Raw genomic sequence first — 13,111 nt, 5'->3', positions numbered from 1 at the left:
CAGATTTGCGACGCGCGACACTCAATCTGCGGAGATCGTCCGCCCGCAAATGAGACGGTCATCTAAAGAGTAATAGATGCTAATATCATTATATTTTCTTGATCTGCCCATATTTTGCGAGGCAAGTATGTTTTACTATAGTTTTTTTCAAATATAACAACTGTCTATATACGAGCGTTGATTTCGGAGAGATTATTGCATAGAAGATAGTGCAATGATCTTATCGGAAATCATTGGATGCATGTGCGTCTGTCATTTCTTGGGCTGCGGCGTGAATTAAGCGTTCGATCGATCGTTATCGCATTTGCCGTGACGATGTTCAGTGTTCCGATTGGTATCGGATTGGTCTCGGCAGTCCGGATCGGCATCGTCGAAGCAGCGAGTCGCACCCTGGCCGGTGAGATCAAGGCCACGACCCTGCTCGGCACCATCAAGCAACGGGGTCAGGATCTTCGGACGCTTGCGGTTCTGGCGCACGCTGCGCCGACTGAGGAGGCCCGTCGTGAAAGCTTCGTCAAGATCGACGCGGCGCATCGATCGCTCTCGGCCGCCTGGAGCGCGTATCTTTCGACCGTTACGGCGCCCGATGACCAAAAGCTGGCGCAAACTCTGCGCGTAGCTTGGCAGCACGTCCTCGCTGTCGGGGCCGAGGCGGCCGCCCTCGACCGGGCCGGGGAACGCGAACTGGCCGACCAGGTCCTGTCGACGGTGCTGGAGGCCGATGCGGCAGCGCTTCTGCAGGCGGTCGACGCGTTGCTCATGAACCGTCAAGGCAGGATCGCCGAAGAAGCCAAGACCGTCGATACAACCGGCCGGATGGCGTGGTGGGCGCTCGCCATGGCCGTGTCGGCCTCTGCACCGATCAGCCTCGGGCTGGCGTGGATCGTCCTGCGCCATGTCGTTCGACCGGTGTTGGCGATCACCGCCACCCTGCGGCGATGGGCGGAGAACGGGTCGACGGTTCCGATTTCCACCCTGATGCAGGACGTCGAACTCGGCGCGATGGCGGGGGCTCTCAGGGCCTGTGAGGACAGGATTCGGCACGCCGAACGCCGCGAAGAGGAGGCGGCCCGAGTGCAGGCGCACCGCGAACAGCAACGCCGTGAGGCGTTTCGCAACATGACGGAGCGGTTCGAAGCCGAGATCGGCGGGGTTGTCGAGACCGTGTCATCCGACTCGGCGGAGCTGCGCGCCACGGCCGAGAGACTGTGCGAGATGGTCACGTTGACGACGAGTCACGCGGCGACGATGGCCGCCGCAGCGGAACAGGCTCAGTCCGACGTCCGGCGGATTGCCGCCGCTGCCGGGGCGTTCAACTCTGCGGCCCACGAGGTCAATCGCCAAGCCGAGATCACGGCGTCCCTGGCGGGTGGCGCGGCGGTGGAGGCGGAACAGACCCTCTCGCGTGTTCAAGCCCTCAGCGGCGCCGCGGACCGGATCGGCGAAGTGGTCCGCATGATCACCAAGATTGCCGCCCAGACCCATCTCCTCGCCCTCAATGCCGCGATCGAAGCCGCGCGGGCCGGTGAGGCAGGGCGCGGATTCGCGGTTGTGGCCGCCGAAGTGAAGACCCTGGCGGGACAGACCAAAGAGGCCACCGAAGTCATCGGCCGGCACGTGGCCGAATTGCAGGGATCGACTGTCGAGGCGACGTCGGCGATCGCAGGCATCACCGCACGGGTCGCCGACATGAGCCGGGCGGCGGCTTCGATCGCCGTCGCCGTCGAGCAGCAGGGCGCTGCAGCGCGGGAGGCCGTCCAGATCGTCATACCCTGTACCGCCGACGCCGTGGAACCCGGCTTCGACATCACAGGAACAACCGATCCGGCCGCGGAGGCCGACACGGTCGCGGCCGGCATGTTGGCCGCGGCCCGCAGCTTGTCGCGGGACGCCGAACGTCTCGGCGGCGAGATCGCAGGCTTTCTCGACAATCTCCGCGCGGCCTGATGCGGGGCACGGAACGACAGGAACGGAGCGAGCGTGATGGGCCGGACAGATCGGGCGCAGATGCGCTCGCGCCTGCGACGAGCCGCCTGGGCCGGGGCTCTCGCCGTCATCGTCTGCGCGAAACCGGCGTCTGCCACCACGATCGCCGTTCTGATGACTCCGCCGGCGGCCCTCACCCGCCTTCTGCACGACAGCCTGAAGGAGCACGCGGTGGCGCGCGGGATAACGGTGCATTTCGACTATGCGCCGGAAGGCGCGGGCGCGCAGCAGATCGCGCAGGCCCGGCGCGTCATCGCCGAGAAGGTCGACGCGCTCGTGGTGAGCCCTGTCGACTCGTCGGCTTGGGCCGCGATCATCCGTCTGGCGCAAGAGGCGGATGTTCCGCTGGTCGCCGTCAACGGCGCACCCCGTTCGGCTTGGTTCGCCGGACGAGTCGCTTTCGTCCAGCCGGATGACCTCGTCGCCGGGCGGTTGCAGATGCGCAAGCTTGGGCAGATGCTCGACGGGAGGGGCCGCGTGGGGATTCTCGCGGGCTGCACGTCGCACCCCGGGTCGACGCTTCGCGCCGAGGGCGTGAAGGAGGTCCTGGCCGAATCCCCGGGCCTCCGGCTGGTCGCGGAGGCGGCGGTGGACTGCGACCGTTCGGCGGCCCGAGCCGCCGTAGCCGATTGGCTCGCCCGGAAGCCGGCCATCGATGCGATCGCGGCCGTCACCGACGAGATGGCGATCGGTGCTGCCGAAGCCGCGGAGGCGGCCGGAATATCGGCGGGCCAAATCCTGATCGGCGGCATGGATGCGACCGCCGCCGGGATGCAGGCCATGCAGGACAAACGGCTTGCCGTAACGATCCACCAGGATGCGAGCCTACAAGGCCGTCGTGCGATCGATGATGCCCTGGCTTTGATCCGGCATGAGCCGGTGCCGCAATTCGACTGGGTGCCGTCCGAACTCGTCACGGACCGGATGTCGACAACCCACTTCTCCCGCTAGAACCGGCGCGGACCTCTCCCGTCCGGTGCCGCGTGGCGTCCCGGCAGGCCGCGCCTGCGGAGCAAGGACGCGGCCCGCACGGTCATCCGCTCGGGTCGCGCGGATGATCCGGCTTCGTCTGGCGACGTGCGGATGACCGATCCCCGACGACGAAGCATCGCCGCAGGCCCGTCAATGCGCCATCAGGCAGCAGACATTGGTCGCGTGAAGGATGTGGCGTGTCGCGCCGCCGAAGATCCATTCCCGCAGGCGTGAGTGGCCGTACGCGCCCATGACGATCAGGTCAGCCTGCTGGTCGTGAGCAAAACGCAGGATCTCGTCGCCATCGCTCACCGTCGGAGACAACAGATGCGTGGCGACGGACGCGCCGTGGAGCGCGAGATGAGCGGCCACCTCGTCCGCGCCTTCCAGGCGGGCGCCTTCGCCCGCCGTGGCGACGAAGACCCGATCCGCCGAGCGCAGGAACGGCAGGGCCCCGGCTACCGCCCGTCGCGCCTCCGGCGAATCCTTCCAGGCCACGACGATGCGCCGGCCCGGCTCCCCTCTGACGCGCGGGGGAACGACGAGGACCGGCCGTCCGGCCTCCATCAGAACCGGCGCGATCGCCACGCCGAACGGCCCGGGGTCGATCTCGCTCTCGCCGGCCCGGCCGACGACGATCAGGTCGGCGGCACGGCCCTTGTCCACGAGATGAGCGGACGGCCGGTCGAGGCCGCCACACCAAGCGGTCCGCGGTGCCGCGCCTGCGCAGCGCGCGAAGATCGCCTGCGCCTGCTCAAGGTCCACGAGGACTTCGGCCTTGAGGCGCTCGTGCTGGGCCTGCGCGTCGCGGATGTCATGGGCAAACAGGGGGGCCGGCACCTCGGCGGCGGCCGCGCCGGTCAGCGTCGCATCGAAGCGGCGCGCCAAGGCCGCCGCCAGCCGCACGCGGTCGGGCGTCGATTCCGCGAAGTCCACGGAAACGAGGATGTTGGCATAGGACATGGCGGTCTCCGCGCGACCGACACACGGCCCCGACCAGAGCCGTATGGTCGGTGGGAGGGGCCGCAGCCTTGATCCAGCGCAATCGCCACCGCACCGGCTTGTCGGATTCGCGCGCTCCGGCCTTGAGCTGAATCAACGCGGCAGCGCTCAAGCTGCGGCACATCCGGCCCGTTCGTCCCCTGGGAGACCGTGATGTCCGCTCTCGAACTGCCGAGTGCAGTCGATCTCGCGCGAGCCCAATTCGCGCTCACCGTCGTCTGGCACTTCCTGTTCCCGGCCTTCACCATCGGACTTGCGAGCTATCTCGCGGTCCTCGAAGGGTTCTGGCTCAGGACCGGCGAGGCCGTCTATCTGGATACCTATCGGTACTGGCTCCGCGTCTTCGCGGTGGCCTTCGCGATGGGCGTCGTCTCCGGACTGGTCATGAGCTACCAGTTCGGCACCAACTGGTCGGTCTTCGCCGACCGGACGGCGCCGGTGCTCGGCCCCCTGCTCGGCTACGAGGTTCTGACGGCCTTCTTCCTGGAGGCGGGCTTCCTCGGCGTCATGCTGTTCGGCCTGGAGCGGGTCGGCAAGGGGCTGCACTTCCTGGCGACCTGCCTCGTCGCCTTCGGCACGCTGACCTCCGCATTCTGGATCCTATCGGCCAATTCCTGGATGCAGACGCCCACCGGCCACGCCATCGGGCCGGACGGGCGCTTCGAACCGGCCGACTGGCTGGCGATCATCTTCAACCCGTCCTTCCCCTACCGCTTCGCCCACACGGTCACGGGCGCCTATCTCACCACCGCGATGATCGTCGGGGCGGTGGGGGCGTGGCATCTGCTGCGCGACCGGAGCAATCGCCAGGCGCGGCTGATGTTCTCCATGGCCATGTGGATGGCCGCCGTGGTGGCTCCGGCCCAGCTGGTGATCGGCGACCTGCACGGCGGCAATTCCTACGCGCACCAGCCCGCCAAGGTCGCCGCCATGGAGGGACATTTCGAGACCGAGCGCCGCGCCCCCGCGATCCTGTTCGGCTGGCCCGACGCGAATGCGGGCGTGGTGCAGAATCGGATCGGCATCCCCGGTCTCGCCAGCCTCTATCTGACCCACGACCTCGACGGCGAGGTTCGCGGTCTCAGGGACATCCCGCGCGATCAGTGGCCGACCAACCTACCCCTGGTGTTCTGGTCGTTCCGGATCATGGTTGCGCTCGGCCTTCTGATGATCGCCCTGGGTCTAGCCGCGCTCTGGCTGCGCCGTCAGGGGCGGCTGTACGACACGCCGTGGCTTCACCGCTTCGCCGTCGCCATGGGGCCGTCCGGATTGATCGCCGTCACGGCCGGCTGGACGGTCACGGAGGCGGGCCGTCAACCCTTCACCGTCTACGGCGCGCTGCGCACCGTCGACAGCGTCTCCCCGGTGGCGGCCCCGGCGGTCGCGGCCTCCCTGGCGGCCTTCGCGGCGGTCTACCTCGCCGTCTTCGGCGCCGGCATCTGGTACCTCCTGCACCTGTTCAACCAGACGCCGCACGTCCATGAGCCCGGGCCGCCCCCGGGGCAGCCGATCCGCACCGCCGGCATCACGCCCGCACCCGCCCTGGTCTCCGGCACGCCCGGCGCCGGCCGTCCCCTCGCCCAGCCCGCGGAGTAGGCCCGATGTCCCTCGATCTCACCCTCATCTGGGCGTTGCTCATCGCCACGGCCGTGTTCCTCTACGTGGTGATGGACGGCTTCGACCTCGGGGTCGGCATCCTGTTCCCCGCAGTTCGCGGCAAGGCGGATCGGGATCTTATGGTCAACACCGTCGCCCCGGTCTGGGACGGCAACGAGACCTGGCTGATCCTCGGCGGCGGCGGCCTGTTTGCAGTGTTCCCCCTCGCCTACGCCACGATCCTGCCGGCGCTCTACATGCCGCTGATCCTGATGCTCCTGGCCTTGGTCTTCCGCGGTGTCGCCTTCGAGATGCGGTTCCGGGCCGCCACTCTCCGAAGCCAGCGCGCCTGGGATCGGTCCTTCTCGTGGGGCAGTTACGTGGCGACCTTCTGCCAGGGCATCTGCCTCGGTGCCCTGGTCCAGGGCATCCGGGTCGAGGGCCGCGCCTATGCGGGTGGCTGGTGGGACTGGCTGACCCCGTTCTCCGTGCTGACGGGCATCGCCCTAGTGGGCGGGTACGGCCTGCTCGGCGCCTGCTGGCTCATCTGGAAGACCGAGGGTGAACTCCAGCTCCGGGCCTATCGGCTGGCACGCCAACTCGGCTTCGTCACGCTGGCGGCCATTGCGATCGTCTCGGCCGCCATGCCGATCCTGAGCGACGCGTTCCGGGCCCGGTGGCTGTCCTGGCCGAATATCGCGCTGGCTGCCCCGGTTCCCGCCCTGGTCGCCGTCCTCGCCTGGCGCTTCTTCGTCGCCCTCGAGCGACGCGCCGAGGTGACGCCGTTCCTGTGCGCCCTGGGTCTGTTCCTGATGTCGTATATCGGGCTCGGGATCAGCCTGTGGCCGATGATCGTACCGCCGGCCATCTCGATCTGGGATGCGGCGACGCATCCCAGCAGCCAAGCTTTCCTGCTGGCCGGTGCTGTCGTGCTCGTGCCGATGATCCTGGTCTATACAGCCTACGTGTACTGGCTGTTCCGCGGCAAGGTCGCGGCGGGAGCACCGGGCTATCACTGAGGCCGGCGCAGGTCGCATCGCGACGGCACTGGTAGGATGGGCCGGCGCGTCTCGGACCGGCCCGCGCTCATTGGCCAAGCGAAGCCGATCGGGGCCTCGGCGGCTCCGTCGGCTCGGGCGCATCACGGCCCGGCATGGGCCCCTTTGATGAATCGCGCGACGTCGTCGGCGACCGGGAACCGGAGACTGAACGGAAAGCTGAGGGCATGAACGATCTGGCCATGGCCCAGGCCGGGATAGATCTTCATGGTCTCATCGCCGGCGAAGGCCCGCATGGCTCCGTCGAGCGCCAGGGTCCCGGCCGGGTTGACGTCGAGATCGGCCGCGCCCGCGGCCAGCAGCATCGCAGGATGCCTGTCCGAAGCATGATTGATCGGCTGCAGGGTGGGATCGCTGCCGACGAAGACCTCACGATCCAACGGCTCCATCAGCGCTGCGCTCGCATAGGGGCCCGCCAATCCGACGATGCCGGCGAGCTTCGCCGGGCTTGAGCCGGCCTGCTCCAGCCATGTTGGATCGAGACCCAGCATGGCGGCGGCCCACGCGCCGGAGGAATGGCCTACGACCACGACACGCCTTGGATCGCCGCCATATTCGGCCGCGTGGGCGATGGTCCAGGCGACCGCGGCGGCATTGTCCGCCAGGATGTCTGACAGTCCGACAGCCGGAACGTGGCGGTAGTCCGGGATCACGGCAACGAAGCCCCGCCGCGCGAAGGCGGCGCCGACATACGCGACCTTATCCTTGGACCCGGTCCGCCATCCCCCGCCATAGAGGAAGACAACGACCGGACGCGCTCCCCGCGCGGCCGACCGATAGATGTCGGCGCGGTGCTCGATCCCGTCCGCGTAGGCCACCCCCTTGGTCACATGCACCTCGAAGGGCGCAAGCACATTCAGAACTGCCAGGGTCAGACCGACGATCTTATCGCCCAGATAGCTCAGCATGGGATCGACTTCCGCGAACGTCGGAGGGGAGGGCGTGTGTCGGTCTGCGGGCCGGTCCCGGCAGGATGTAGTCTACGTCAGCTCGATCACGCCGAGGCGGTCGGTGACCTGGACCGGCACGCGCCTGTCCGCCGGAAGGTTCGCGACGGTGACCGATCCGTCGTCATCGAAGCGATGCAGCCTGACTTGCCGCGGCTGGCGCGACAGACGGATCTCGGCGGGACGCGCGGGCGCATCCGGAAGCGGGATCCGGTTGCGCCGATCCCAGCCGTCGAGGCCGAGCCAGATCGGAATGAGCGTCGCCCCGTCCTGTCGTGCGAACCGTGCGAAGACGAGATCGGGCACTGCAGCGGACAATGTGACGTCGCGATCGGCCGCAACGGCGGCGACCGTGCCGGCATTCGCTCCGAACAGTCGGACGAGGCTGCGAACCGCCCGGAAGGCGGGGGTCGGCCGGCCGTCGTGAGCGAGGAGGCCGAAATGGCTTTCGGGGTCGGCGTCGCCGCGATCGAAGCTGGCGATCAGCTCGTAGAGGTAGGTGCGGCGTACCCCCTGCAGATAGCTCCAGAGCAGCATCCGCGGAAGGTACCGGGCCCGGAGACCGGCCGAGATCGGCAGATGGGCGCCGCCGGTGGCAAGCGCCGTGTGGTAACCATTCTCGGTGGCCAACACCGGAGCATCGCCGAAGACCGGACGGGATGCCGCCATGAAGCGGGCGAGGCTGCCGGCGCCATCGGTTTCCGGGGGCTCCGCGCCGGGATAGGCGTGGATGTTCGCGAAATCGATCACGGCCGCAAGATTCTGCGCCGCTGCGACGTTGCCCTGGATGTAGCTCGGCCCGGCGACCCGGACGGTTCCGGCCCGGGCATCCGCCCGCACGGCGCGGAACAGGGCGGCTTGGTGCGCGGCCGACTGCCCCGCCAAACCGGGCCGCGTCGCCACCGGGGGCTCGTTGCCGCCCTCCGCCACGACAAGTCCCGCGCCAGCCCAGCCTGCGATCTCGGCGAAGCGCTCCGGCGCTACCCGCGGCCCCGGCGTGAGCCCGTCATAGAAGATCAGGCTGAAGCGGTAGCCCCGGCCGGCCAGATCCGCGATCCGTTCGAATTGTCCAGCCGGCTCGTCGCCGGTGAGCACGATATCGTCGCGCAGATGGCGGACGCCGAGATCGTCGAGGGCTTCGATGCAGGCCGCGAAGCGCTCGACATACGGGCTGCCGCGATGGCCGAGATGCACGTTCACGCCGATGGAATCGATCAGCGCCTCGCACCGATGCAGCGGCTCCGCCGCCGTGGCACGCCCTGCCGCGAAGGTACCTGCCGCGAAGGCGCCCGTCGCGAGGGATCCCGCTGCCAGGGCGAGCGCCGAACGGCGCGTGAGCCGTGTCATGTCCGGCCCGCCAGGGTGAGGACACGGCAGGGCTTTGCGGAAACCGCCGTGCCGGAGCGCGTCGCCTTCGACCGTTGCACCGCCTGCAGAAGGTCGTGCAGAGCCTCGGCGAGCCGGGCCTGGGCCTCACGGGATCCGAAATTGTGGTCCACGCCCGGAACGACCGTCACGGGCGCGCCGAGGCGGCGGTCCGCCTTCCCGGGCGAGCGTCCCAGGTGGCGGCGGAGCGCCGCAAGACCGGGATCGCCGGCGCTGTAGAGCAGTCGGATCTCTGCACCCCGGCGGCGAAGGGCCGCGATCCGCCGGGCGGGTGATCCGCCGGGCGGGCCGGGGCGTATGGCCCGGCGCATCCGGCGGAACGCGGCATCGATCCCGCGCCGGGCCAGCACCGCGGCGATCGCGCCGATCCGAATCTCGCCGCGGATCAGCCGGCGCCACGTCGCGCCCCGCTTGAGCAGGGCCGCGTAGGTGGAGGCGCTCCCGAAGGTTTGCCGGATGACCTGGTCAAGGTCCTCATCCGGATCCCAGTCGAAACAGTAGAGGTTGAGCAGGAGGGCCCCGTCCACCCGGCTGTCCCGGCAGAGGGCGTGCAAGGCCGCGTAGGCACCGCTGCAGCCGCCGACGAGCAGGATCGGGCCGCCCGTGCCGGCGATCTCGTCGACGGCCGAGATCACATCGGCGAATCCGTCCGCCGCGAAGAGCGGCTTGCGGCCGTCCGCTCGATCGGCGCTGTCGCCGATGCCCCGCTGATCGAACCGAAACGAGCCGATTCCGTCGGCGGCGAGACGCCGGGCGAGATCGGTGGTCTGGCGTCCCCATCCGGAATGCACGCTCATGCCGGTGGAGACGAACACGATCGTGGGTGCATTCGCGTCGGCCCGGTCCGGGCGGCACCGGATGCCGAACAGGCCCCGGGCGAACCGCACCGGCTCCTCCTCCCAGCCCGACCCGGTCAGATGCGGCGAAGCCAGGGCGCCGACGGCCGTTCCGCTGCGCGTCAGGCCGCTGTCTCCCGCGCCCGCGGTCGCGAAGGCGATGACGCGCGCGAAATCCGCCGCCGGGACATCGGAGAAGATCGGGTCGCCGACGAGTGCGGCGAGACCCGGGAACGGCCCTGTCGCGACCGTGGAGCCGAGGGTTTCGAGGTGGGCGGCCAGGGTCCTGGTCTTGGGTGCCAGGAGCAGCGCGCGCCGCGCCGGCGCCCGTTCGAGACGTTCGAGGTTGAGGGCGGCGAGCTCACCGAGGACAACCGATTCCATCCGGAAGCCACCGACGGTGAGGCTGTCGGCCTCCTGTGGTGGGACCGACCCGTCCGGCAGGCGCCCGATGGTCTGCGCCCGCAGCCGCATCTCGCGCAGATAGGCGCGCCCGGTCGTGACCGGTGCCAGCAGCACGAGGCCTTCCACGGCCTCGTGCTGGGCCGCCAGGGCCGCGAAGGTCGCGCCCAGACGCAGACCGATGAGGACGATCTCCGACACGCCCGCCGTTGCGCGCAGGAACTGGACGGCTCGCCGGATCGCCGCGACGCAGGCCAGGATCCCTCCGGCTTCGGGATCGGCCGAGTCGCCCTCCCCCGGGTAGTCGAAGCGCAAGGTCGGGCAGCCCGCCGCGGCGAGGCCTTCGGCCAGCGAACGCCAGGGTCTGTGCGCGGCCATCTGCTCGAAACCGCAGGTCCCGCAGAGGACGACGCCGCGCCGTCCGGCGGCCGGATGAAGCCACCCGAACAGACCATCGAACGTCACCGGCACCGCGGCGTCGGACTCGACCTCAGGCGTCATGACCGAATTCCACGATCTCGCTGCTGTTGATCGCCCGCACGCTCCCGCGCGGCAGCCGGGCGGCGTCCGCGAAGGCGACGATCCGGCTCGATCCCGGCGCGAGATGGAATCCGCTCTCGACCGGCCACACTCCGGAGGCTTGTACTTGGACGCTGCAGGCGAAGCGCTCAGTGCTGATCCGCAGACCCGGACCGTCCCCGGTCGCGACCGGTTCGGCCCGCAGGCCGACAGCCTCACGGAGGACTGGCCGCACGCCGGGGAAGTGGAAGCTCTCGGCGATCACGCGGCCGTCGGCATCGCTCAGCCGCGCATGCGCGAGATCGTGGATCCGTGGCCCGAACCGGTAGCTGTCCGTGGTGTCGAAGAATCGGCCGAGCACGGCGGAAGAGGAGAGCGTGAGGGCCGCCCGCGGGCCAACCGGAAGGACCCGCTCGGCCCGCGCTGCGATCCGTCCCCCGACATCGCACAGGGTCAGCGCCAGCGTCAGCTCCTGGGCCGCTGCCGTCTCGTTGAGGACGTGAACGTGAAGGCCGTCGAGGCCCTCGTCGGTGAGAAGGACCTGGACCGGACGGAAGGCGCGCTTCAGCGCATACCAGGCCGATTTCGGCCTCTGCGTCCAGTCGATGACGCCCCAGCCGGCGCCGGGTCCGAGGTCGCGCAGCATCAGGACGAGGCCGCCGGCCGTCGGCGAGCGCGGGCGGCGCCACTCCGCGAAGGTCGCCTCCATCACCTCGGCCACCGCAGCACGGCCGAGTTCGAGGTAGCGGTCCGGATCTTCGGCGCGCAGCGCCGCCGGATCGACGCCGTAGAGCAGGGCGACATAATGGTCGCGCACCGTCTCGAAGTCCCAGTCGGCCCCCCGGTCCCGGGGGATGCCGGCCGGCCAGAGCGGATCGGCCGGTCCGGTCGGTCCCGGCGTGCCGGGTTCGGGCGGATTGGCGAAGGCGAGGCATTCGCTGGCGAAGCCAGGTTCTGCCCGGCGGGCATCCTCCAAGGGCCGTCGATAGGCGCCGACGCCGAAATAGTGCGTGCAGCCCCCGCGCGGCGAGAAGGGCACGTCGCCGCCGGAGGGCGAGTTCGGCACGACGATGAGATCGGGTCGCAGATCCGCCGCGCGCGCCGGCAAAGTCGTCGCGCAGAAGGTGTCGGCCCAGACGGCCCGGGGCGCGCCGAGCATCGCCGCCTGCTGCCAGACCTCGCTGCCCCCGCACAGCACGCAGAGCGACGGCGCGGTCTGCGTCCGCTCGAGAAACCCCGTCAGCTCGCGGTCGAGTTGGGACGCGAAAGCCGGGTCCGCGTGCGGATAGTCGAAATTGGCGAGCATCAGGTCCTGCCAGACCAGAATGCCGAATTCGTCGCACAGATTGTAGAAGTCGGAATCCGGATAGAGCGTCGTGCCCGGGACGCGCAGCATGTTCATGCCGGCCTCACGGGCGCGCATGAGCAGCGTTCGGGTCCCGTCGGAGCCCAGCCCGACGAGATCCGGCGGCGTCCAGACGGCGCCCCGGCAGAAGACCGGCACGCCGTTCACTGCCAGCGACAGGCCGTCCTCGAACGGACGGGTGAGCGTCAGGCTTCGGAAGCCGACGCGGCCGAGGTCGAAGCGTGCGCCGTCGACGCGCACCTCGACCGGGTAGAGGTTCGGCACGCCGTGGGTGTGCGGCCACCAGGGCGCGATGCCGGGAAGCGCCAGCGCGCCTGCGAACAGGCCCGGCTCGACCTCGGTCAGACAGGTTTCACCCCCGCCGCACGCGAGGATGACCGAGTCGGTCCGCCCGTCGATTCGCAGGCGCACGGCCAGGTGGCCGATGTCGCCTTCGAGGGTCGAACGCACATCCGCGGCTGCCATGCGGGGTCGGACCGGTCCGACAGTCAGCGGTCGGAAGGGGCCGACGTGGTCGATCTCCGGGCACCAGCCCGGCATGAAGCCGAGGACGCTGGTTCGCAGATGGCGCAGCGATCCGGGCGTGATCATCCGGGGCCGCCAGCGCCCGCGCTTGGCCGGTCGGTCGAGTTCCTCCCGGAGCGCACGGAAGCAGAGCGCCAGCTCGGAGACGCCGCCGAGTTCGACATCGACGGTGTGCGCCTCGAACATGGAGCGTGTGCAGAGGATCGGCGCGCCGTCGAGCCAGACCTCGGCCAGGGTGGCGAGCCCTTCGAATCGAAGCCGAGCCGGGCCCGCCCCGGCGATGCGCGACCGGTACCAGACATCCCGATCGTGGATCGGCTCCGGCGCGGCCTCGCTCCAGCGCCCGGCGGCCCGCAGGGCGGCGGCGGCGGTGCCCGGTACGGTGGCGGGGATCCAGCCGGTCACGGCGTCGAGGTCACCGGGGCCCGCACAGGCGTCCGGCGGCGTGACGGCGAGCAGCCAGGGCCCGAATTGGACCTCCGGCGCACGCTCGTCGACGCAGCGGATGCGGGCCAT

General features: G+C 69.6%; 9 protein-coding genes. 4 read left to right on the top strand and 5 right to left on the bottom strand.

Going from position 1 to position 13,111, the window contains the following annotated elements; all coding sequences use genetic code 11:
* The first annotated feature begins 237 nt into the window (after positions 1 to 237).
* On the top strand, positions 238 to 1,947 hold the full coding sequence (locus tag MCBMB27_RS25360) for a methyl-accepting chemotaxis protein (RefSeq protein ID WP_075381551.1): 1,710 nt from the start codon (positions 238 to 240) through the stop codon (positions 1,945 to 1,947).
* A gap of 60 nt (positions 1,948 to 2,007) precedes the next feature.
* The gene (locus MCBMB27_RS25355) at positions 2,008 to 2,937 is read left to right on the top strand and encodes a substrate-binding domain-containing protein (protein ID WP_236952818.1); all 930 of its coding nucleotides are present in this window, start codon (positions 2,008 to 2,010) and stop codon (positions 2,935 to 2,937) included.
* Between the two features lie 171 nt (positions 2,938 to 3,108).
* Here MCBMB27_RS25355 and MCBMB27_RS25350 read toward each other — a convergent pair whose 3' ends face one another.
* Positions 3,109 to 3,921 carry a universal stress protein gene (locus MCBMB27_RS25350; protein WP_075381549.1) on the bottom strand — a complete coding sequence of 271 codons (813 nt, stop codon included), beginning with the start codon at positions 3,919 to 3,921 and terminating at the stop codon, positions 3,109 to 3,111.
* Positions 3,922 to 4,113: 192 nt separating this feature from the next.
* Here MCBMB27_RS25350 and MCBMB27_RS25345 point away from each other — a divergent pair, with 192 nt between their 5' ends.
* On the top strand, positions 4,114 to 5,556 hold the full coding sequence (locus MCBMB27_RS25345; RefSeq protein WP_043382211.1) for a cytochrome ubiquinol oxidase subunit I: 1,443 nt from the start codon (positions 4,114 to 4,116) through the stop codon (positions 5,554 to 5,556).
* A 5-nt stretch (positions 5,557 to 5,561) separates the two neighbouring features.
* Positions 5,562 to 6,575 (top strand): cytochrome d ubiquinol oxidase subunit II, encoded by a 1,014-nt coding sequence (cydB, locus tag MCBMB27_RS25340; protein WP_043382212.1) that lies wholly within the window; start codon positions 5,562 to 5,564, stop codon positions 6,573 to 6,575.
* Positions 6,576 to 6,697: 122 nt separating this feature from the next.
* Here the strand turns inward: cydB and MCBMB27_RS25335 are convergent, their stop codons facing one another.
* From MCBMB27_RS25335 to MCBMB27_RS25320, 4 genes are all read right to left on the bottom strand, one after another.
* Positions 6,698 to 7,522 (bottom strand): alpha/beta hydrolase, encoded by an 825-nt coding sequence (locus tag MCBMB27_RS25335; protein ID WP_075381548.1) that lies wholly within the window; start codon positions 7,520 to 7,522, stop codon positions 6,698 to 6,700.
* Between the two features lie 72 nt (positions 7,523 to 7,594).
* Positions 7,595 to 8,908 carry a hypothetical protein gene (locus MCBMB27_RS25330; protein ID WP_043354838.1) on the bottom strand — a complete coding sequence of 438 codons (1,314 nt, stop codon included), beginning with the start codon at positions 8,906 to 8,908 and terminating at the stop codon, positions 7,595 to 7,597.
* Positions 8,905 to 10,686 carry an alpha/beta fold hydrolase gene (locus MCBMB27_RS25325; RefSeq protein WP_075381547.1) on the bottom strand — a complete coding sequence of 594 codons (1,782 nt, stop codon included), beginning with the start codon at positions 10,684 to 10,686 and terminating at the stop codon, positions 8,905 to 8,907. The genes MCBMB27_RS25330 and MCBMB27_RS25325 overlap by 4 nt, the downstream gene beginning before the upstream one ends.
* Positions 10,676 to 13,111: a glycosyl hydrolase 2 galactose-binding domain-containing protein gene (locus MCBMB27_RS25320; protein WP_075381546.1), complete on the bottom strand. Its 2,436-nt coding sequence runs from the start codon at positions 13,109 to 13,111 to the stop codon at positions 10,676 to 10,678. Before MCBMB27_RS25320 ends, MCBMB27_RS25325 begins: the two co-directional genes overlap by 11 nt.

It is taken from the genome of Methylobacterium phyllosphaerae (assembly GCF_001936175.1).
Classification (GTDB): domain Bacteria; phylum Pseudomonadota; class Alphaproteobacteria; order Rhizobiales; family Beijerinckiaceae; genus Methylobacterium; species Methylobacterium fujisawaense.
Note: the sequence above shows the minus strand (reverse complement) of the source record. Positions and strands in the feature narration are given on the sequence as shown.

Bases quoted from the DNA above. Each gene is read 5' to 3' on its own strand.
- MCBMB27_RS25320 (WP_075381546.1), bottom strand. From the start codon at position 13,111: ATGGCCCGCATCCGCTGCGTCGACGAGCGTGCGCCGGAGGTCCAATTC.
- MCBMB27_RS25330 (WP_043354838.1), bottom strand. From the start codon at position 8,908: ATGACACGGCTCACGCGCCGTTCGGCGCTCGCCCTGGCAGCGGGATCC.
- MCBMB27_RS25325 (WP_075381547.1), bottom strand. From the start codon at position 10,686: ATGACGCCTGAGGTCGAGTCCGACGCCGCGGTGCCGGTGACGTTCGAT.
- MCBMB27_RS25335 (WP_075381548.1), bottom strand. From the start codon at position 7,522: ATGCTGAGCTATCTGGGCGATAAGATCGTCGGTCTGACCCTGGCAGTT.
- MCBMB27_RS25350 (WP_075381549.1), bottom strand. From the start codon at position 3,921: ATGTCCTATGCCAACATCCTCGTTTCCGTGGACTTCGCGGAATCGACG.
- MCBMB27_RS25360 (WP_075381551.1), top strand. From the start codon at position 238: ATGCATGTGCGTCTGTCATTTCTTGGGCTGCGGCGTGAATTAAGCGTT.
- cydB (WP_043382212.1), top strand. From the start codon at position 5,562: ATGTCCCTCGATCTCACCCTCATCTGGGCGTTGCTCATCGCCACGGCC.
- MCBMB27_RS25355 (WP_236952818.1), top strand. From the start codon at position 2,008: ATGCGCTCGCGCCTGCGACGAGCCGCCTGGGCCGGGGCTCTCGCCGTC.
- MCBMB27_RS25345 (WP_043382211.1), top strand. From the start codon at position 4,114: ATGTCCGCTCTCGAACTGCCGAGTGCAGTCGATCTCGCGCGAGCCCAA.